The following is an 18,990-nucleotide window of genomic DNA, read 5'->3' on the forward strand; positions in this document are numbered from 1 at the left end:
AGTTGGCCTCCAACGTATCCCAGCCGTCCCAGAAGCACCTCAGGAGTCGCTCGTGCACGTGCCAGACGGATTCCTCGACGTCCCCACGTCCTTGGCGACGGCCGGCCTGGCGGTCGTCGGCGTCGGGGTGGCACTCCGTGGCGCCCGGCGCGAGCTCGACGACCGCACGGCTCCCCTGGCCGGACTCGTGGCGGCATTCGTCTTCGCCGCCCAGATGCTCAAGTTCCCCGTCGGAGCAGGCACCTCGGGCCACCTGCTCGGCGGAGCCCTCGCTGCCGTGCTGGTCGGGCCCTGGACCGCCACGTTGAGCATGTCCGTGGTGCTCCTCGTCCAGAGCCTGTTGTTCGCCGACGGGGGGCTCACCGCGCTCGGCACCAACATCACCCTCCTGGGCATCGTCGGCGTGTGGACCGGCTGGCTGGTCTTCCGCGGCGCCCAGCGAGTGCTTCCCCAGCGTGCCTCGATGGTGGTGCCCGCGGCGGCGGTCGCCGCGCTCGTCTCCGTGCCGGCAGCGGCGCTCGCCTTCACGGCCCTGTATGCCGTGGGAGGCCAGGTGCCCATCCCCCTGGTCCCGCTCGCGATGACGATGGTGGGCTGGCACACGCTGATCGGCCTCGGCGAGGCGGCCATCACGGGCCTGGCGGTCTCCACCGTGGTGCTCGTGCGGCCCGACCTCGTGCACGGCGCCCGGCGAGTGCTCGCCCGACGGCACCTGGTCGTGGTCAGGCCCGAGCAGGACTCCGTGGCCGCATGAGGCGCGTCAGCACCCGAGCCCTCGTGGTCACCGGCCTGCTCCTCGCGCTGTTCCTGGCCGGAGTCGCCTCGTTCTACGCCTCCAGCCACCCCGACGGCCTGGAGTACGTCGCCGAGCAGGCCGGGTTCGCCGACACCGCGCAGGAGCACGCCGCGGCCGGCTCGCCGCTGGCCGACTACGCCACGAGCGGCGTCCCCGACCAGCGCGTCTCCGGCGGTCTCGCCGGTGTCGCGGGCGTCGTCATCGTCGGCGCACTCGGCGGCGGCCTGGCCTGGGTGCTCCGCCGCCGGCGCAGCGACGACCGGTCCGCGACATCCGAGCCGGGCGCGTCCGAGCGCGACCACCCGACCTCGGTGGGCAGGTAGCCGTGGGCGCCGGTCACGGACACCACCTGCACTTCCACGGGCACTCCCGCCTGCACCGGATGCCCGCGCACCTCAAGCTGGTCTCGATGCTGTCGTTCGTCGTGCTCGTGGTCGCCACACCACGTGAGCAGTACTGGGCCTTCGGTGTCTACGCCGCTCTGCTCCTGGGCGTCATCGCCGTCTCCGGCGTTCCCTTCGGCTACCTCGCCAGGCGCATGGTCGTCGAGGTGCCGTTCGTGGTCTTCGCCGCGCTCATGCCCTTCGTGGCAACGGGGCCGCGGGTCGAGGTCGGACCGCTGACGCTCTCCGAGCAGGGCCTGCTCGCCGCTTGGGGCCTGCTCGCCAAGGGCACCCTCGGCGTGCTGGCGTCGCTCACCCTCGGGGCGACCACCGAGCCGCGCGACCTGCTCGCCGGGCTCGAGCGGCTGCGCCTGCCGCACCAGCTGGTGCAGATCATGGGCTTCATGATGCGCTACCTCGAGGTGGTCACCAGCGAGCTGAAGCGCATGCGCATCGCCCGCGAGTCGCGCGGTTTCGCGGCCACCTCGGTCCGCGCCTGGCCTGCCCTGGCCTCCACAGCGGGTGCCCTGTTCATCCGCTCCTACGAGCGGGGCGAGCGCATCCACCTTGCGATGCTCTCCCGCGGCTACACCGGCCGACTCCCGGTGACCCACCACGCCACGGCGACGCCCGCGCAGTGGGCCCAGGCCGGCATACTGCCCGGCCTCGCCGTGGCCACGGCGGCAGTGGCGGTGGCGCTGTGAGCACGCCCGTCCTCGACGTCCGCGGACTGGCCTACGCCTACCCGGACGGCCACCAGGCGCTGTACGGCGTGAACCTCCACGTCCACCGCGGCGAGCGGGTGGCGCTGCTGGGCCCGAACGGCGCCGGCAAGACGACGCTCGTGCTGCACCTCAACGGCATCCTGACCGCCGGCGCCGGTTCGGTGGAGGTCTCCGGGCTTCCGGTGGCCAAGGAGAACCTGCTCGAGATCCGCCGGCGCGTCGGGGTGGTGTTCCAGGACCCCGACGACCAGCTCTTCATGCCGTCGGTGCGCGACGACGTCGCGTTCGGCCCGGCCAACCTCGGGCTGCGCGGGGCTGCGCTCGAGAAGCGGGTCGTCGACGCCCTCGACCGGGTCGGCATGGTCGACTTCATCGACCGCCCGCCGCACCACCTGTCGTTCGGGCAGCGGCGCCGGGTGGCGGTGGCCACCGTGCTGGCCATGGAGCCGGAGGTCCTCGTGCTCGACGAGCCGTCGAGCAACCTCGACCCGGCGTCGCGGCGCGAGCTCGCCGACATCCTGCGATCGCTCGACGTCACCGTGCTGATGGTCACCCACGACCTGCCCTACGCCTACGAGCTGTGTGCCCGGTCGGTGGTGCTCTCCGACGGCGTGGTGGTGGCCGACGGGTCGACCCGCGACGTGCTCACCGACGACGCGCTCATGGCGGCCCACCGCCTCGAGCTGCCGTTCGGCTTCGACCCGCGGATGATCCCGGCCCCCTGACCCTCCGGCCGGGACACCTACGCCTGCGCCCACTCGGGTCGGTCCGACCCCCACCGTCGGGCGGGCCACGCGAACTGCACCGGTCCGTCGCCGATCCGCAACGCCGGGCGCGCCTGCACGACACGGCCGTAGTCGGTGTCCGCCGTGGTCAGCCACGGCGAGGGGTCATTGACCGGGTGGGCCGGCGCGTCGAGGGCGTCGGTGCGCAGCAGCCAGTGTGCGGTGCGGGCGAGGTGCGCCTGCACCCGCCAGGTGCCACCGACCTCGGCGCGCCGGCGCAGCGCCGTCATGACGCCCGCTGCGAGCAGGTAGCCGGTGGCGTGGTCGAGCGCCTGGGCGGGCAGCACCCCGGGACGCTCGCCGTCGCCTGACTCGATCAGCGCGATGCCTGTGGCGGCCTGCACGATGCTGTCGAAACCTCGACGCGCGCCCCACGGGCCGTCGGGGGTCCAGGCGCTCAGCGAGGCGACGACCAGCGACGGGTGGCGCGCCGCCAGCACCTCGTTCTCGAGGCCGAACGCGGCGAGGGCTCCCGGCCGGTAGCCCGTGACGAGCACATCGGCTCGCTCCAGCAGTCCGTGCAACCGGTCGCGGTCCTGGGCCCGGTGCAGGTCCAGCAGCGTGGAGCGCTTGCCGCTGCCCGTGTCGATGTGCTGGGGCTCCAGCTCCGGCAGGGTCGGCGAGTCGACCCGCAGGACCTCGCAGCCGAGGAAGGCCAGCGTCCGCGTGGCGACGGGCCCGGCGATGACCCGGGTCAGGTCGAGCACACGGGGACGACGCGAGAGGGGCACCGTGGCGGCGGGGGCGACGGAGTCGACCGAGAGCACCGGGCGGTCCTGCACCGCCTGCGCCTGCTGGCCCGCGAACCACTCCCTGTGGTCGCGCACCCGCACGGCGACGCCGCCATCGCGGGTGACCCGGTCCTCGACGTCCTGCGCCGTGAGCTCGCCCACGGCCGCCCCCAGGCCCTCCCGGGTGGCGTCGCCCGGCAGCTGCAGGGCGTGCAGCAGCCGCTCGCGGTGGTGGGGGTAGTTGGCGTGGGTGCGGACCCACCCGTCAGCGGCCCGGAAGAAGCCCGACAGCGGCGCGAACGACTCGCGCGACCGGCCGTCGACGCTCAGGGAGGTGTCGCTGCGGAAGGCCACCGACACCGCGAGCGGGTCGACGAGCACGCGGTCCCCGCCCACGGCGGCCAGGCCGGCCAGACCGGCCGCGGCCACCGCTCCGCAGGCGAGGGTGTTGACCGGCAACCTCGACGGCAGGCCGTTTCCACCGGCCACGGCCAGCCGGTCGGCGGCAAAGTCCTCGTCGAGGTCGAGTGCCGGAAGGACCTCGCGCAGCAGGTGGTTCACCCTGGTGATGCTAGGCCGTGGCTGGGCGAGGTCGTGGTCGAGCAGGGCGGTCACCCTTTCGTGTGACCCCTTGGCGCCAATGGTTACGTGGTTGGGCGTATTTCCCTCCGCGCCCCTCTCGCTCCGCCCGGGAAGGTGCCACCATGTCGACGTGCGGTGGCAACCGCGCATGCGTGGGGAGGACCAGATGGGGGCGAGGGACATGCGCATGAGCTCACGGAAGTCACGGGTCGGGTTCGCCCTGGTGGGCAGCGTGGGCGCGCTCAGCCTGGCCGCGTCGCCGGCTGCGGCCGCACCGACGACGACGGCCCTCTGGCACATGGACGAACCGGCCGGCACCAGAACCATGGTCGACCACTCCGGCTGGCACAACGACGGCAGTGTCCCAGCGGGGGTCACGGCCGGCATCGCGGGAGCAGCCGGCAGCGCCTACCACTTCGACGGCCGCTCGCTGGTGCGGGTGCCGCACGACTCCTCCCTCAACCCGGGCACGGCGCCGATCACGATCACCGCCTGGATCCGGGTGCCTGCCAACCTGGTCACGGGCGACTACAACGTCGTCCAGAAGGGCGTGGCGACCACGACGGGCGGCGCCTACAAGCTGGAGATCCACGCGAGCACCACGACGAAGTTCGGCTTCCCGGCGTGCGCCTTCAACGGCCCGACCACGGCCAAGAACCGGGTCTACGGACCGGTGCGGGTCAACGACGGGAAGTGGCACCGGGTCGAGTGCCACCTGACTGCCACGCAGGCGTATGCCGTGGTGGACGGCCAGAGCGGGCCGGTGGCCAAGCGCGCGGTCAGCTCGATCTCCAACACCACCGACGTGACCCTGGGCGGCAAGCCGACCAACAAGCACTACTTCGTCGGCGACCTCGACGAGGTGTCGATCCGGATCGGCTAGCCGCGCACCGGCCTCGCGGCTGGGCGCCCCGGGCGCGTGGCCGCGGCCGGGGTATCGGACGACGGCGACCTCACCGCCCTGCGCGTGGACAACTCGAAGCTCGTGTTCCTCGAGCAGCGCGCCCCCGGAACCCTGCAGGTGTGGGCCGAGCCGTTCACGCCCTTGCGCGTCCCGAAGATGTTCAACCTGCGCACCGACCCCTACGAGCGCGCGGACGTCACCTCCAACACCTACTAGGACTGGATGTTCGACCACGCCTGGCTCTGCGTGCCCCTGCAGTCCTACGTCGCCGAGATGCTCCAGACGTTCGCAGAGTTCCCGCCGCGGCAGAAGCCCGCCACCTTCAGCCTCGATAGGTGCTGCAGAAGCTGCAGACCGGCATCCCCAGCCCATGAGCGAACCCGCGACGACCGTGCCTGCCGGTGCACCTCGGGCCGAGGACCTGGTGTGGGTCCCGGGGGGCACCTTCCGCATGGGCTCCGATGAGCACTACCCCGAGGAGGGCCCGACCCGCGACGTCGCGGTCAACGGCCTCCGGGTCTGCCGGCGCGGCCTTGTCCTGCCGACCGAGGCGCAGTGGGAGCACGCTGCGCGCGGAGGACTCGACGGCGCGGCCTCCACGTGGGGTGATGAAGCGGAGCCAGCCGGGCTGCGGCTCGCGAACTTCTGGCACGGGGACTTCCCGTGGCGGGCCGCCCGCGGGTACGGCCGCACGACACCCGTGGGGTCGTTTCCCGCCAACGGCTACGGGCTCTTCGACATGGCGGGCAACCTGTGGGAGTGGACCCAGGACTGGTACACCGAAGGACGCTGGCCTGACGTGTCCGCCTGCTGCGTGCCCAGGGACCCCCGGGGAGGCTCGCAGGAGGACAGCTACGACCCGGCGCAGCCGCAGTTCCGCGTGGCGCGGAAGGTCGTCAAGGGCGGGTCGTTCCTCTGTGCCGACAGCTACTGCCGTCGCTACCGCCCGGCCGCGAGGCGACCGCAGGTGGTGGACACCGGCATGAGCCACATCGGCTTCCGGTGCGTGAGCTCGCCGAGTGCGCAAGGCGGGACTTGAACCCGCACGCCCGAAGGCACAGGAACCTAAATCCTGCACGTCTGCCAATTCCGTCACTTGCGCGCGCGCCCACTGTAGTGGTGCGGCTGCGAGCGGTCGGCGGGGTGGCTGTGGTCCCAGGACGCGGCGGCGCTGTCCGAGGCGGGGCCTACTGTGGAGCCCATGGCATCACCAGCACTCGGCGCCCACGTCGACCAGGCCGACCCGATCAGCGCAGCCAAGGAGCGCGGCGCCACCATCGCGCAGTTCTTCCTCGGGGACCCGCAGGGCTACAAGGGGCCGGAGTGGGAGTACGCCGGTGGCCCCGAAGCGCTGCGGGCCGACGCCGAGGCGGCCGGCATCGAGCTGTACGTCCATGCGCCCTACCTGATCAACGTGGCGACGACGAACAACCGGATCCGCATCCCCAGCCGCAAGCTGCTGCAGCAGCACATGGACGCGGCCGCCTCGATCGGCGCCAAGGGGCTGATCGTCCACGGCGGGCACGTCAACAAGGCCGATGACCCCGAGAAGGGCTTCGACAACTGGCGCAAGGCGGTCGCGGCCACGGACCTCAAGGTCCCGCTGCTCATCGAGAACACCGCCGGCGGCGACAACGCGATGGCGCGCCACCTCGACCGGATCGGGCGGTTGTGGGAGGCCATCTCGGGAGCCGAGGGCTTCGAGATGGTCGGCTTCTGCCTCGACACCTGCCACGCGCACGCCGGCGGCAACGACCTGGCCACGGTCGTCGACGACGTCCGCGCCATCACCGGGCGCATCGACCTCGTGCACTGCAACGACAGCCGCGACGAGTTCGGCTCCGGCGCCGACCGCCACACCAACCTCGGATCAGGCCTCATCCACCCCGACGAGCTCGCCGCCGTGCTGCGCTCCGCCCGGGCGCCGGTGGTCGTGGAGACACCGGGCGGCGTGGAAGGTCAGACCGCTGACCTGGAGTGGGTGCGCCAGGAGCTCGCCTAGCGGCCCAGCAGCTCGCGCAGGTGCGGCACCATCGCACGGAACGCCTTGCCGCGGTGCGAGATCGCGTTCTTCTCCTCCTTGGACAGCTCGGCGCAGTGACGTGTCTGCCCCTCCGGGACAAGGATCGGGTCGTAGCCGAAACCGTTGGTGCCCCTGGGTTCCCGGGCGACGGTGCCCGGCATACGGCCCTCGGCGGAGCGCACGGTGCCGTCCGGCAGGGCGAGCACGGCTGCGCACACGAACGCGGCGCCGCGGTGCTCGTCCTTGACGTCGGCGAGCTGGTCGAGCAGCAGCTCGAGGTTGGCCCGGTCGTTGCCGTGGCTGCCGACCCAGCGGGCGCTGAAGATGCCCGGGGCACCGCCGAGCACGTCGACGGCCAGGCCCGAGTCGTCCGCGATCGCGGGCAGCCCGGTGGCCTGTGCCACCGCCACGGCCTTGAGGCGGGCGTTCTCCACGAAGGTGACGCCGTCCTCGACGACGTCCGGTGCGTTCGGGAAGTCGGAGGCACCGACGATCTCGAGGCCGAGCTCCTCGCAGACGTCGGCCAGGATGTGGCGCAGCTCCACGACCTTGTGGTGGTTGCGCGTGGCGAGCACCAGCTTCGTCATCGCACGCGCTCCCGAGGGGTCGCGGCGAGGGCGCCCTCCTGCAGGGCCGTCAGGTCGGCGCAGCCCTTGGCGGCGAGGTCGAGCAGGCCGTTGAGCAGGTCGCGGTCGAAAGGCTTGCCCTCGGCCGTGCCCTGCACCTCGACGTACTCCCCCGAACCGGTCATGACGACGTTCATGTCGGTGCCCGCGCCCACGTCCTCGGGGTAGTCGAGGTCGAGGACCGGCTCGCCGTCGATGATCCCGACGGAGATGGCCGCGACCGACCCGGTCAGCGGCTTGGCACTGGCCGACAGCAGCCCCTTGGCCCGGGCGTCCTCGATCGCGTCGACCAGCGCCACGTAGGCGCCGGTGATGGCAGCGGTGCGGGTGCCGCCGTCGGCCTGCAGCACGTCACAGTCGAGCACGATCGTGTTCTCGCCCAGCGCCTTGGTGTCGATGATCGCCCGCAGGCTGCGTCCGATCAGACGGGAGATCTCGTGGGTGCGTCCTCCGACGCGGCCCTTGCGGGACTCGCGGTCGCTGCGCGTGTTGGTCGATCGCGGCAGCATCTCGTACTCCGCTGTGACCCAGCCGGTGCCCTGTCCCTTCAGCCAGCGCGGGACGCCGGCGGTGAAGGAGGCGGCGCAGAGCACGCGGGTGCGGCCGAACTCCACGAGCACGCTTCCCTCGGCGTGGTCGAGCCAGTTGCGCGTGATGCGCACCTCGCGGAGCTGGTCGGGGGCGCGGCCGTCGTGACGAGTCATGGCCGCAAGGCTAGCGACCGGCCGCTGCGGGTCAGTCGTCGGCGTGCTCCGGCGGCCACACCACGGCGAACCGCTCGAAGACGCACTCCAGGTTGTCGTCGTAGTCCAGCCCCATGCGGGCGCACGACCGCTGCCAGTAGCCGCGGTGTGCGTCGAGCCACCACTCCCGGGTGCGCTCGCCCTCACCCTCGTCGTAGGCGAAGGCCTCGTCCACGCTGGCGACCGGCCCCACACGGAGCTCGAGGGAGCGCATCACCAGGCGCGGCTGACCGCGTCCGTCGCAGGCGATCCAGTGTGACCCGATGCGTGGGAGCTCCTCGTCGCCGTCGGCGAACTCGGCCACCAGCGCGGCGGTGGCGCGCTTGGGTCCGTTGATCACCGCCTCGAGCAGCTCGTCGGCCATCTCCGGGGAGTCGCCGAAGTACTCGGCCGGCGGCGACTCGGCGTCGTGGTGCCGGTCCGGGTGGGCCTTCGTGTACGCATCCCACATCCGCTCAGCGGCGGCCTCGTCGATGGTGATCACACAGCCACCCTAGGGCGACGTCACCTCACGCCGGGGCTAGATCGCGTAGGTGGCGTCGGGCCTGGCGAGCTCCACCTCGCCCGGCCACACCGCGGCGGCCTGCGCACGGCATACGGCCGGGTCGTTCCACGACGGCAGGTGGGTGAGCATCAGCCGCGACACTCCCCCGGCGTCCACCGCCGCCTGGGCGGCGCGGCTGCCGGAGAGGTGGATGTCGCGCGCGGCGTCGCGACCGTCGACGAACGCGGCGTCGGCGAGCACGAGGTCGGCACCGGTGAACAGCGGCGTGAGCGCGTCACAGGTGTCGGTGTCGCCGCTGTAGGCGAGGACCCGGCCGCCGGCCTCGACCCGGAACCCGTAGGTCTCGACCGGGTGGTTGACGCGGTACGGCGTCACGGTGAACGGTCCCACGGTCACCGGCTGCTGGTCGGTGAGCCCGTGGAAGACGAACTCGTGGTTCATCCCCCCGTCGTCGAGCCCGTGGTAGGCCAGTTCGATCCGCTCGGCGGTGTCCTTGGGCCCGTAGACCGGGAGCGGGTCCGGCAGCGGGCCCGACGGCTGGTACTTGCGCGTGACGTAGAGGCCGAGCAGGTCGACACAGTGGTCGGGGTGCAGGTGGCTGACCATCACGGCGTCGAGGTCGGCGGGGTCGATGTGGCGCTGCAGCGCGCCGAGCGCCCCGCTGCCGAGGTCGAGCAGGAGGTTGACGTCGCGGCCGTCGTGCTCGGCGCGCAGCAGATAGCTCGACGCCGGCGAGTTGGGGCCGGCGAACGAGCCCGAGCACCCCACGATGGTCAGCCTCATGCCGTCACCACCGAGGCGGGACGGGCGGCGACGGCCTCCGGGCCGAGGAACCGCCGGGCGAGCCGGGCGAACTCGTCGGGGTCGCCTGTGGTGAGGAACTCGTGCTCGGGTTCCGGCAGGTGGTCGGGCCGCAGCGCGTCGGCGTCGGCGAGCAGGCGGAAGACGTCCTTGGCGGTCTCCTCCGCGCTGGAGACCAGGGTGACGCCGTCGCCCATCACGTAGGAGATGACGCCGGTCAGCAGCGGGTAGTGCGTGCAGCCGAGGATCAGCGTGTCGACGCCGCGGTCCTGCACCGCCGCGAGGTAGTCGTGGGCGACGCCGAGCAGCTCCGGGCCGCTGGTGATGCCGGCCTCGACGAACTCGACGAACCGCGGGCACGGCTGCGAGGTGACCTCCACGTGGGGTGCCGCGGCGAAGGCGTCGACGTAGGCGCCGGACTGGTGCGTGCCGCGGGTGGAGATCACGCCCACCCGTTGGTTGCGGGTGGCCGCCGCAGCGCGTCGCACGGCCGGGCGGATGACCTCGACCACGGGCACGTCGTAGCGTTCGCGCGCGTCGTGGAGCACCGCCGCGCTGGCGGTGTTGCACGCGATGACGAGGGCCTTCACACCGCGCTCGACCAACCGGTCGAGGCACTCGAGGGCGAACTCGCGGGTCTGTGCGATCGGCCTGGGGCCGTAGGGCTGGCGCGCGGTGTCTGCGAGGTAGACCACCGGCTCGTGGGGCAGCTGGTCGAGGACCGACCGGGCGACGGTCAGCCCGCCGTAGCCGGAGTCGAAGATCCCGATCGGTGCATCTGCCACCGGACAAATGTAGTTCGGGGCACCGTCAGAGCCCGCCTCGACGGCGCGTCGCGTCGGTCACAGTGTGCTCACGAGCGGGCCGCGCAGGCGCCCGACACCGCGCCATCAGCCGCCGAGGGCGTGGGCCAGGGTCTCCTGGAGCCAGGTGAGGAAGTCGTAGACGGCGAGCGCGTAGACCGCGGGGTCGTCGTCGTCGAGCGAGGCCACCTCCGCCTCGAGCACGTCGAGGTCCTCGTCGGTGCGCAGCCCGAGGCGCTCGCCGAGGACGAGGCGCACGTCGGTGAGCGCCACCACCATCGCCACGGCCTGCGCCTGGTCGAGCTCGACGCGCTGGTCCGGGGCAGCGGCGAGGACCGCGATCGCGGTCGAGAGGTTGGCGACCTTGCGGGTGCGCAGTCCCTGCTCGGTGAAGCGGCGGAACTCGGCCGCGATCTGCTCGTCCTCACGGTGCGCGGCGGGCAGCAGGCGCTCGAGCGCGGGGTCACGCTGTTCCAGGTCACCGGGCGACGGCGGCACGCCGGGGGCCTGGTCCTCCGGCGAGACCGAGACGCCCCAGCCCGAGCCGCCGAGACCGGCGACGATCTGGTCGAACGCGTCGCCCCCGGCGTCACCGGGGGTGTCGGCCTCGGGCTCCAGGATCTCGCGGACCTGCTCCATCAGCCCGACGACGAGGCCCCGTTCGACGGCGTCGAGCTTGGCGACGAAGACCTCACCCTTGCGCTTGAAACCCCGCGCCACTCAGCTGTCCTTCTGGAAGGTGGCCCACAGGCCGTAGCCCTGGAGGGCCTCGGTGTCGGCCTCCATCTTCTCGCGCGTGCCGGTCGACACCACCGCCCTGCCCTTGACGTGCACGTCCATCATCAGCTTCTCCGCCTTGGCCTTCGAGTAGCCGAAGTAGGTCTGGAACACGAAGGTCACGTAGGACATGAGGTTGACGGGGTCGTTCCACACCAGGGTGATCCAGGGGACGTCGAGCTCGGCGTCCTCGCTGGTGGAGACGCTCTCCTGCTCTACGGGGGCGATCGACACCACCCCACAATAGGCTGCCGTCGTGACTGCATCGGCACCGAGCACGGCTCTGCTCACCGACCACTACGAGCTCACCATGGTCGAGGCCGCCCTGCGCAGCGGCGCCGCCTCGAGGGACTGCGTCTTCGAGGTCTTCGCGCGGCGGCTGCCGGAGGGACGGCGCTACGGCGTCGTGGCCGGCACCGGCCGGCTGCTCGACGCCATCGAGCAGTTCCGCTTCTCCGACGAGGAGGTCGAGCAGCTGCGGCGCACCCGGGTGGTCGACGACCCCACGCTGGAGTTCCTCGCCTCCTACCGGTTCCGGGGCGACATCTGGGGGTATGCCGAGGGCGAGTGCTACTTCCCCTACTCCCCCGTCCTCGTGGTCGAGTCCGACTTCGCGCACGGGGTGGTGCTCGAGACCCTCGTGCTCAGCATCCTCAACCACGACAGCGCAGTGGCCAGCGCCGCCTCGCGCATGACCTCCGCGGCCGGGGACCGGCCCTGCATCGAGATGGGCTCGCGGCGCACGCACGAGGAGGCGGCCGTGGCCGCCGCCCGCGCGGCATACATCGCCGGCTTCGCCACCACCTCCAACCTCGAGGCCGGCCGGCGCTACGGCGTTCCCACGGCCGGCACGGCCGCGCACGCGTTCACGCTCCTGCACGACGACGAGCGGGAGGCGTTCACCGCCCAGGTCGAGTCGCTCGGCAAAGGCACCACCCTGCTCGTCGACACCTACGACGTCGTCAGCGCCGTGCGGACCGCCGTCGAGATCGCCGGCCCCGAGCTCGGTGCCGTGCGGCTCGACTCGGGTGACCTGCTGAGCCAGGCCCGCGAGGTGCGCGCCCTGCTCAACGACCTCGGCGCCCAGGACACCAAGATCGTGGTGACCTCCGACCTCGACGAGTACGCCATCGCCGGGCTCGCGGCCGGACCGGTCGACCGCTACGGCGTCGGCACGTCCCTCGTCACCGGATCGGGCCACCCCACCGCCGGCATGGTCTACAAGCTCGTGGCCCGCACCGACGACGGCGGCACCATGGTCAGCGTCGCCAAGAAGAGCAAGGACAAGCAGTCGGTCGGGGGGCGCAAGTACGCGCTGCGCCGGCTCAACGCCAAGGGGTGTGCCGAGGCCGAGGTGATCGGCCTCGGCGAGCACCCGGCCGACGACGGCGACGACCGGGCGCTGCTCGTGCCCCTGGTGCGCGACGGCGAGGTCGTCGGCCGGGACGCGTGCACGATCGAGGCCGCCCGGGCCCGGCACGAGGCCTCCCGCGCCGAGCTGCCCGCCGCTGCGCACCGGCTCCAGCGCGGTGAGCCGGCCATCCCCACCCTGTTCGAGGACAACCTGCCCTGACCGCACTAGCGTGGGCGGTATGGCAGGCAGCTCGCGCGCGCTGATCATCGTCGACGTCCAGAACGACTTCTGCGAGGGTGGGTCGCTCGCCGTCGCCGGCGGGGCCGAGACCGCGCGCCGCATCAGTGAGCACGTGGGCACCCGTGGCGACGAGTATGCCGCGATCGTCGCCACGGCCGACTGGCACGACGACCCGGGCCTCCACTTCAGCGACCGTCCGGACTTCGTGGAGTCATGGCCGGCCCACTGCCGCATCGGCACCGACGGCGCGCTGTTCCACCCCGACGTCGCCGGTGCCCTCGACTCCGTCCACGCGGTCTTCCGCAAGGGACACCGCAGCGCCGCCTACAGCGGGTTCGAGGGCTTCACCGTCGAGGCGGACGAGCAGGTCGGCCTCGCCGCCTGGCTGCGCGGCCGCCGCATCGAGGAGGTGCACGTCGTCGGCATCGCCACCGACCACTGCGTTCGCGCCACCGCCCTCGACGCGGTGACGGAGGGCTTCGCCACGACGGTGCTGCTCGACCTGACAGCCGGCGTCGCCCCGGAGACCACCGAGCGTGCCCTGGCCCAGCTGCGCGGTGCCGGCGTCGCGGTCGACCGGTCGCGCCCCTGACCGCCCGCACCCGGTCGCTCGCCTGACCGCTCCGGACAGGCGGCGAGGCCCCGGCTGACGTGCTGAGTCGGTCGGGGCCTCGTCATGGTCGCCCGGTAGGACATTGCCGGGCTCACGCTGGCTGCTCCACCTTTCCCACCCTCGTCGGGGGCAGGTCCTCCGGCTTTCCCGGCAGGTGAGGGTCTCGCCGGCCAGCGAGGTCGCTCCCCGCGCCGGTTGCCGTCCCGCTGGCCGGCGGGACCGCTTCCTTTGCCGATTACGACAGTACCTTTATCCCTCCGGTACCCGGTTGTGCGAAAGGGACTTTGGTCCCGTAGGCATCCATGAGCCGGTGGCTGTGGCACCACGCGACCCGCCCGCAGGACCGCCCGAGCCCGCGACCTCGCGGCCCCTGACCTCACAGTCCGTCCGTCGCCGCTGTGCGCCCGGCGTTACGGACGTTTAACGGCGGGCGCGCTGCCGGGTAACACGCCGGCGCCAAGGTGGACCGCGTTCCCTTCACGACCACGCCGCCCAGCGCAAGGAGCCACCGATGACCGCGAGCCCCCGGGCCGAGCTCTCCTCCCTCGAGTCCCCCGCCCACCTGGCCCCGCCGACGCCGGCCGTCCCCCTCCACCGCTCCGGCCGGTGGATCGACCACTGGGACCCCGAGGACGCGGTGTTCTGGCGCGGTGGAGGACGCTCGATCGCCCGGCGCAACCTGGCCCTGTCGGTCTACGCCGAGTTCCTCGGCTTCTGCGTGTGGGCGCTGTGGAGCGTCGTCGTCCCCCAGCTGCCGGCAGCCGGGTTCAGCCTCACCCTCGACCAGCAGTTCTGGCTCATCGCGGTGCCGAGCCTCGTCGGGGCCACGATCCGGATCCCCTACACCTTCGCCGTACCGGTCTTCGGCGGCCGCAACTGGACCGTCATCTCCTCGCTGCTCCTGCTCGTGCCCGCCCTGGCCCTGGCCTGGGCCGTCACCCGACCCGAGACGTCGTTCGGGGTGCTGCTGGCCTGCGCCGCGCTGGCCGGGTTCGGCGGCGGCAACTTCGCCTCGTCGATGACCAACATCTCCTTCTTCTTCCCGGAGGCGGAGAAGGGACGGGCGCTGGGGCTCAACGCTGCCGGCGGCAACCTCGGCACTGGCGTGGTGCAGCTGGTCGTGCCGGCCGTGGTCGCCGTAGGGGCCGGCGTCCACCTGGAGCGAGCCGGGCTCGTCTTCGTGCCGCTGGCCCTGCTCGCTGCCGTGCTCGCCTGGCGCGGCATGGACAACCTCAGCGGCGCCAGGGCCGACTACCGCAGCTTCGCGGCCGCGACTCGCAGTCCCCACACGTGGGTGATCTCGTTCCTCTACATCGGCACCTTCGGCTCGTTCATCGGCTACTCCGGCGCCTTCCCCACCCTGCTGAAGACGCAGTTCCCCGAGGTGTCGACCTCGATCGCCTTCCTCGGCGCCCTCGTCGGGGCCCTCACCCGTCCGCTCGGCGGCATGGTGGCCGACCGCCTCGGCGGGGCACGGGTCACCATCGCCTCCTTCGCCGTCCTGGCCACCGGAGCGGTGGGCGCGGTCGCTGCGCTCGAACAGCACAGCTTCGCGCTCTTCTTCCTCTCGTTCATGGTGCTGTTCACCGGTGCCGGCATCGGCAACGGCGCGACCTACCGGATGATCCCGGCCGTATTCCGGTCCGGCGTCACCAGCGCCGCCCAGCTGGCGGTGGCGCGCAAGGCGGCCGCCGGCTGCATCGGCATCGCCGGCGCCGTCGGCGCCTACGGCGGCTTCCTCATCCCGCGGGGTTTCGCGATGGCCAAGGAGGCCTACGGCTCCCTCGTCCCTGCTCTCTGGGTGTTCGTGGTCGCCTACCTGCTCATGGCCGCCCTGACGTATGCCGTGTACGCCCGGCGCGGTGCCTCACTCGCCGCCGAGCGGGTGTGAGGACGAGATGACATCGCCCGGCGTCGAGACGCACTGCCCGTACTGCGCCCTGCAGTGCGCCCAGTCGCTGAGCCCGGCAGGGCCGGCGGTCGAGGTGTCCGGGCGCGACTTCCCCACCAACCGGGGAGGCCTGTGCCGCAAGGGCTGGACCTCCGCCGCGGTGCTGCGGGCACCCGACCGCCTGACCACACCACTGGTCCGCGACCCCGAGGGCACCCTGCGGCCGAGCACCTGGGACGAGGCGCTCGACCTGGTGGCCGGGCGGCTGCTCACCCTCCGCCGGGAGCACGGTGCCGACGCGGTGGCCGTCTTCGGCGGTGGCGGCCTGACCAACGAGAAGGCCTACCAGCTGGGCAAGTTCGCCCGCGTCGCCCTCGGCACGGCCAACGTCGACTACAACGGGCGCTTCTGCATGTCGAGTGCCGCGGCCGCCGCGAACCGCTCCCTCGGCGTCGACCGCGGGCTGCCGTTCCCCCTCACCGACCTCGGCGGCGCGGGGGCCGTCCTGCTGCTCGGCAGCAACCTCGCCGAGACCATGCCACCCGCCGTCCAGCACCTGGCGGGAGCCCGCGACCGCGGCGGCCTGGTCGTCGTCGACCCACGCCGCAGCGCGACCGCCCACCTGGTCGACGACGGTCGGGGCCTGCACCTGCAGCCCGTGCCCGGCACCGACCTGGTGGTGCTGCTGGCCCTGCTGCACGTCGTGCTGGCCGAGGGGCTGGCCGACGCGGCCTACCTCGCGCAGCGCACGACCGGGCTGCGGGAGGTGCGGCGCTCGGTGGCCGCCTGGTGGCCCGAGCGCGCCGAGCGCGAGTGCGGGGTGCCCGCCGACCTGCTGCGCCGCACCGCCCGGCTCCTGGCCGCCGCGAGCCCGGTGCATGGTGGCCCGGGCGCCTACGTGCTCACGGGGCGCGGGGTCGAGCAGTCGTCGCAGGGCACCGCGACGGTGACGGCTGCCATCAACCTCGCGCTGGGCCTGGGCCTGCCCGGGCGGGCCGGGTCCGGTTACGGCGCCCTGACTGGCCAGGGCAACGGGCAGGGCGGGCGCGAGCACGGCCAGAAGGCAGACCAGCTGCCCGGGTACCGGATGATCGACGAGCCGGCCGCCCGCCGGCACGTCGCCGGGGTCTGGGGCGTTCCGCCGGAGTCGCTGCCCGGCAAGGGCCTTCCCGCCGTCGAGCTGCTGAAGGCCCTCGGCTCGCCGACCGGGCCCCGCGCCCTGCTCGTGCACGGCTCCAACCTCGCGGTGAGTGCGCCCGACGTCGGGCAGGTCCGCGAACGGCTTCGCGGGCTGGACCTGCTCGTCGTGTGCGACTTCGTGCCCTCCGAGACGGCCGAGCTCGCCGACGTGGTGTTGCCGGTCACCCAGTGGGCCGAGGAGGAGGGGACGATGACCTCGCTCGAGGGCCGGGTGATCCGGCGGCGGCGGGCCCTCGCCCCGCCGGACGGCGTGCGGTCCGAGCTGTGGATCTGGTCGGAGCTGGCCCGCCGGCTGGGCTCCCCCGGGGTCTTCGACACCGACCCCTCGGTGGTGTTCGACGAGCTGGCGCGCGCGAGCGCCGGTGGCCGAGCCGACTACAGCGGCCTCAGCCACGCGCGGCTCGACACGGGTGAGGCCCTCCACTGGCCCTGCCCGGCCACCAGCGGCACGTCGCCCCACCCCGGCACACCGCGACTGTTCACCGACTCCTTCCCCACACCCGACGGCCGCGCCCGGCTGGTGCCCGTGGACCACCACGGCCCCCGCGACGACGTGCGCCCCGACGCGCCCGTCTACCTCGTCACCGGCCGGGTGCTCCAGCACTACCAGTCGGGTGCGCAGACCCGTCGGGTCGCCGAGCTGGTGGCCGAGGTGCCCGAACCCTGGGTCGAGCTGCACCCGCTGCTCGCGCAGCGCCTCGGGGTCGAAGAGGCCGCGCCCGTGCGGATCACCGGTCGGCGCGGCCAGGTGACCACCCGGGCCCGTCTCACCGACGCCATCCGTCCCGACACCGTCTTCATGCCGTTCCACTGGGGCGGCGCCGACAGCGTCAACCTGCTGACCAACGACGCCACCGACCCCGTCTCCGGCATGCCCGAGTTCAAGGTCTGCGCGGTCGACCTCGAGCTGGCACCCCACGAAACCGCAGCCGGGCGGGCTCAGCTCGGCCGGCAGAAGGAGGCCTTCACATGACCCGCGTCGTCGTCGTCGGCAACGGCATGGTCGGATCCCGGTTCGTCGAGGACCTCCTCGCTGCGGACACCGTCGGCCGCTTCAGCGTGACCGTCCTGGGGGCCGAGGGCTGCGAGCCGTACAACCGGGTCCTCCTCAGCGAGGTCGTTGCCGGGCGCTACCCGCTGTCGGCCCTCACCCTGCCGACCCCGACCGACCGACGCGTCGAGGTCCGGCTCGGGACCGCGGCGGTAGCGGTCGACCGCGACGACCGGTGCGTGGTCGACGCCGAAGGCGTCCGGCACCGCTACGACCACCTCGTGCTGGCGACGGGCTCGGCGGCGCGCATCCCGCCCCTGCGCGGCCTGACCTGCGACCCCGCCGGGTTGCCACGAGGTGTCCACCCGCTGCGCACCGTCGACGACGCCCGCGAGATCGTCGCGGCCACCCTCAACGCCCGTCGCGCAGTGGTGCTCGGCGCCGGGGTGCTCGGGCTCGAGGCGGCCTGCGGGCTGGCCGCGCGGGGCGTGCAGGTGACCGTGGTGCACCCCGCCCCGGCCCTGATGGAGCGCCAGCTCGACGGCGACGCCAGCCGGGCCGTGGAGGCCGCCATGGCTGCGATGGGCATCGACCACCGGGTGGGAGTGGGCGCCGAGGAGGCCGTGCTCGACGAGGGCACCTTGGTGGGGGTCCGCCTCGCCGACGGCGAGGTGCTCGCCGCTCAGCTGCTCGTGCTCGCCACGGGCACGGCGCCGTCCACCCGTCTTGCGGCGGCGTGCGGCCTCACGACCGACCGCGGGGTCGTCGTCACCGAGTCCCTCGTGTCACCCGACGACCGGCGTGTCTTCGCCATCGGCGACTGCGCCCAGCCGCCCGAGGGCGGCAGCGGCCTGGTGGCCCAGGGGTGGGAACAGGCCCGCCGGCTCGCCCGCCGGCTGGCCGGCACCACGAGCGACGCGGCAGCCGAGCCCGCCCCGGGCAGCGATGTCGTGCGCCTCAAGGCATCCGGGCTCGACGTGGTGGCCATGGGCGTGTGCGGCTCGCACCGCCCGGACAGCCCGGCGCACCGTCGGGTCAGGCTCACCGACTCCGCGTCGGGCCGCCACGTCGAGGTGGTCGTGGCCGACGGCGTGCTCGTCGGCGCCACCTGCGTCGGCGCCCCCGACGTGGGCGCCGACCTGGTGGCGGCCTACACGCGACGCACCCCGGTGCCGGCTGACCCTGCATACCTGCTGCTCCCCGCCCTCCCCAACGCGGGCGCCTCCGCAGGTTCCCCGGCCGGGCTGCCGGACGGCGCCACGGTGTGCCGCTGCAACAGCGTCACGAAGGGCGCCATCACGAAGGAGTGGGACCACGGCTGCCGCACCGTCGAGGACATCGCCGTTGCCACCCGCGCCACGACGGGCTGTGGTGGCTGCACCCAGGACGTCTGCGACCTCCTCGGCTGGCTGGGCGAGCGGGGCGGCGCCTCACAGCCAGGGGCCTCGGCCGGTGATCTGCGTTTTACGCCCGGGAAACACATGCTCCACAACGCAGAAACCGGGGCTTCCTAGCGT

At 73.0% G+C, this 18,990-nt stretch carries 21 protein-coding genes and 1 tRNA gene; 13 read left to right on the forward strand and 9 right to left on the reverse strand.

The genetic code is table 11. The annotated features are described in order from the left end of the window. Positions 1-52 precede the first annotated feature (52 nt). The 4 genes from P2F65_RS14715 to P2F65_RS14730 are packed head-to-tail and all read left to right on the forward strand — an operon-like array spanning position 53 to position 2,629. Entirely contained in the window at positions 53-754 is a 702-nt protein-coding gene (locus tag P2F65_RS14715) for an energy-coupling factor ABC transporter permease (protein ID WP_275809218.1), read from the forward strand. Then, positions 751-1,119: a PDGLE domain-containing protein gene (locus P2F65_RS14720; protein ID WP_275809221.1), complete on the forward strand. Its 369-nt coding sequence runs from the start codon at positions 751-753 to the stop codon at positions 1,117-1,119. The genes P2F65_RS14715 and P2F65_RS14720 overlap by 4 nt, the downstream gene beginning before the upstream one ends. Positions 1,120-1,121: 2 nt before the next feature. Then, on the forward strand, positions 1,122-1,883 hold the full coding sequence (gene cbiQ, locus P2F65_RS14725; RefSeq protein WP_275809224.1) for a cobalt ECF transporter T component CbiQ: 762 nt from the start codon (positions 1,122-1,124) through the stop codon (positions 1,881-1,883). After that, on the forward strand, positions 1,880-2,629 hold the full coding sequence (locus P2F65_RS14730) for an ABC transporter ATP-binding protein (protein WP_275809226.1): 750 nt from the start codon (positions 1,880-1,882) through the stop codon (positions 2,627-2,629). The genes cbiQ and P2F65_RS14730 overlap by 4 nt, the downstream gene beginning before the upstream one ends. 17 nt (positions 2,630-2,646) lie before the next feature. Here the strand turns inward: P2F65_RS14730 and P2F65_RS14735 are convergent, their stop codons facing one another. Further along, on the reverse strand, positions 2,647-4,035 hold the full coding sequence (locus tag P2F65_RS14735; RefSeq protein WP_275809229.1) for a CoA transferase: 1,389 nt from the start codon (positions 4,033-4,035) through the stop codon (positions 2,647-2,649). Positions 4,036-4,189: 154 nt separating this feature from the next. Between P2F65_RS14735 and P2F65_RS14740 the strand changes: the two genes are divergently transcribed. The 3 genes from P2F65_RS14740 (at position 4,190) to P2F65_RS14750 (ending at position 5,945) form a co-directional block, all read left to right on the forward strand. Next, positions 4,190-4,885, forward strand: a complete 696-nt coding sequence (locus P2F65_RS14740) for a LamG-like jellyroll fold domain-containing protein (RefSeq protein WP_275809232.1) — start codon at positions 4,190-4,192, stop codon at positions 4,883-4,885. 84 nt (positions 4,886-4,969) lie between these two features. Next, a complete protein-coding gene (locus tag P2F65_RS14745; protein ID WP_275809236.1) occupies positions 4,970-5,122 on the forward strand; it encodes a hypothetical protein in 153 nt (50 codons plus the stop codon). Positions 5,123-5,276: 154 nt separating this feature from the next. Beyond that, entirely contained in the window at positions 5,277-5,945 is a 669-nt protein-coding gene (locus tag P2F65_RS14750; RefSeq protein WP_275809239.1) for an SUMF1/EgtB/PvdO family nonheme iron enzyme, read from the forward strand. On the opposite strand, the gene P2F65_RS14755 is transcribed toward P2F65_RS14750, so the two are convergent. Continuing rightward, positions 5,927-6,008: transfer RNA gene (locus tag P2F65_RS14755), tRNA-Leu, on the reverse strand. The genes P2F65_RS14750 and P2F65_RS14755 overlap by 19 nt on opposite strands. 99 nt (positions 6,009-6,107) lie before the next feature. On the opposite strand from P2F65_RS14755, the gene P2F65_RS14760 reads away from it, so the two are divergent. Then, a complete protein-coding gene (locus tag P2F65_RS14760; protein ID WP_275809242.1) occupies positions 6,108-6,908 on the forward strand; it encodes a deoxyribonuclease IV in 801 nt (266 codons plus the stop codon). Here the strand turns inward: P2F65_RS14760 and rdgB are convergent. The 7 genes from rdgB to clpS form a co-directional block, all read right to left on the reverse strand. After that, a complete protein-coding gene (rdgB, locus tag P2F65_RS14765) occupies positions 6,905-7,516 on the reverse strand; it encodes an RdgB/HAM1 family non-canonical purine NTP pyrophosphatase (RefSeq protein WP_275809245.1) in 612 nt (203 codons plus the stop codon). The two genes, P2F65_RS14760 and rdgB, sit on opposite strands and share 4 nt — an antisense overlap. Then, positions 7,513-8,259: a ribonuclease PH gene (gene rph / locus P2F65_RS14770; RefSeq protein WP_275809248.1), complete on the reverse strand. Its 747-nt coding sequence runs from the start codon at positions 8,257-8,259 to the stop codon at positions 7,513-7,515. Before rph ends, rdgB begins: the two co-directional genes overlap by 4 nt. Before the next feature lie 31 nt (positions 8,260-8,290). Further along, positions 8,291-8,782, reverse strand: a complete 492-nt coding sequence (locus P2F65_RS14775) for an ASCH domain-containing protein (RefSeq protein WP_275809250.1) — start codon at positions 8,780-8,782, stop codon at positions 8,291-8,293. A 36-nt stretch (positions 8,783-8,818) separates the two neighbouring features. Beyond that, the gene (locus P2F65_RS14780; RefSeq protein ID WP_275809252.1) at positions 8,819-9,586 is read right to left on the reverse strand and encodes an MBL fold metallo-hydrolase; all 768 of its coding nucleotides are present in this window, start codon (positions 9,584-9,586) and stop codon (positions 8,819-8,821) included. Beyond that, a complete protein-coding gene (murI, locus tag P2F65_RS14785; RefSeq protein ID WP_275809254.1) occupies positions 9,583-10,389 on the reverse strand; it encodes a glutamate racemase in 807 nt (268 codons plus the stop codon). Before murI ends, P2F65_RS14780 begins: the two co-directional genes overlap by 4 nt. A gap of 105 nt (positions 10,390-10,494) precedes the next feature. Further along, positions 10,495-11,127: a DUF2017 domain-containing protein gene (locus P2F65_RS14790; protein WP_275809256.1), complete on the reverse strand. Its 633-nt coding sequence runs from the start codon at positions 11,125-11,127 to the stop codon at positions 10,495-10,497. Then, positions 11,128-11,418, reverse strand: a complete 291-nt coding sequence (gene clpS, locus P2F65_RS14795; RefSeq protein WP_275809258.1) for an ATP-dependent Clp protease adapter ClpS — start codon at positions 11,416-11,418, stop codon at positions 11,128-11,130. A 22-nt stretch (positions 11,419-11,440) separates the two neighbouring features. Here clpS and P2F65_RS14800 point away from each other — a divergent pair, with 22 nt between their 5' ends. The 5 genes from P2F65_RS14800 (at position 11,441) to P2F65_RS14820 (ending at position 18,987) form a co-directional block, all read left to right on the forward strand. Continuing rightward, positions 11,441-12,757, forward strand: a complete 1,317-nt coding sequence (locus P2F65_RS14800; RefSeq protein WP_275809260.1) for a nicotinate phosphoribosyltransferase — start codon at positions 11,441-11,443, stop codon at positions 12,755-12,757. A gap of 19 nt (positions 12,758-12,776) precedes the next feature. Further along, positions 12,777-13,370 carry an isochorismatase family protein gene (locus P2F65_RS14805; protein WP_275809262.1) on the forward strand — a complete coding sequence of 198 codons (594 nt, stop codon included), beginning with the start codon at positions 12,777-12,779 and terminating at the stop codon, positions 13,368-13,370. Between the two features lie 532 nt (positions 13,371-13,902). Continuing rightward, complete coding sequence (locus tag P2F65_RS14810; RefSeq protein ID WP_275809266.1) at positions 13,903-15,282, forward strand: MFS transporter; 1,380 nt, start codon at positions 13,903-13,905, stop codon at positions 15,280-15,282. A gap of 7 nt (positions 15,283-15,289) precedes the next feature. Then, positions 15,290-17,455 carry a molybdopterin oxidoreductase family protein gene (locus P2F65_RS14815; RefSeq protein ID WP_275809269.1) on the forward strand — a complete coding sequence of 722 codons (2,166 nt, stop codon included), beginning with the start codon at positions 15,290-15,292 and terminating at the stop codon, positions 17,453-17,455. Beyond that, positions 17,452-18,987 carry an FAD-dependent oxidoreductase gene (locus P2F65_RS14820; RefSeq protein WP_275809272.1) on the forward strand — a complete coding sequence of 512 codons (1,536 nt, stop codon included), beginning with the start codon at positions 17,452-17,454 and terminating at the stop codon, positions 18,985-18,987. The genes P2F65_RS14815 and P2F65_RS14820 overlap by 4 nt, the downstream gene beginning before the upstream one ends. Positions 18,988-18,990: the final 3 nt, after the last annotated feature.

This window comes from Knoellia sp. p5-6-4 (assembly GCF_029222705.1).
Taxonomy (GTDB): domain Bacteria; phylum Actinomycetota; class Actinomycetes; order Actinomycetales; family Dermatophilaceae; genus Pedococcus_A.

Bases quoted from the DNA above. Each gene is read 5' to 3' on its own strand.
- P2F65_RS14820 (WP_275809272.1), top strand. From the start codon at position 17,452: ATGACCCGCGTCGTCGTCGTCGGCAACGGCATGGTCGGATCCCGGTTC.
- P2F65_RS14720 (WP_275809221.1), top strand. From the start codon at position 751: ATGAGGCGCGTCAGCACCCGAGCCCTCGTGGTCACCGGCCTGCTCCTC.
- rph (WP_275809248.1), bottom strand. From the start codon at position 8,259: ATGACTCGTCACGACGGCCGCGCCCCCGACCAGCTCCGCGAGGTGCGC.
- P2F65_RS14810 (WP_275809266.1), top strand. From the start codon at position 13,903: ATGACCGCGAGCCCCCGGGCCGAGCTCTCCTCCCTCGAGTCCCCCGCC.
- P2F65_RS14815 (WP_275809269.1), top strand. From the start codon at position 15,290: ATGACATCGCCCGGCGTCGAGACGCACTGCCCGTACTGCGCCCTGCAG.
- P2F65_RS14750 (WP_275809239.1), top strand. From the start codon at position 5,277: ATGAGCGAACCCGCGACGACCGTGCCTGCCGGTGCACCTCGGGCCGAG.
- P2F65_RS14780 (WP_275809252.1), bottom strand. From the start codon at position 9,586: ATGAGGCTGACCATCGTGGGGTGCTCGGGCTCGTTCGCCGGCCCCAAC.
- P2F65_RS14805 (WP_275809262.1), top strand. From the start codon at position 12,777: ATGGCAGGCAGCTCGCGCGCGCTGATCATCGTCGACGTCCAGAACGAC.
- rdgB (WP_275809245.1), bottom strand. From the start codon at position 7,516: ATGACGAAGCTGGTGCTCGCCACGCGCAACCACCACAAGGTCGTGGAG.
- P2F65_RS14740 (WP_275809232.1), top strand. From the start codon at position 4,190: ATGAGCTCACGGAAGTCACGGGTCGGGTTCGCCCTGGTGGGCAGCGTG.
- P2F65_RS14760 (WP_275809242.1), top strand. From the start codon at position 6,108: ATGGCATCACCAGCACTCGGCGCCCACGTCGACCAGGCCGACCCGATC.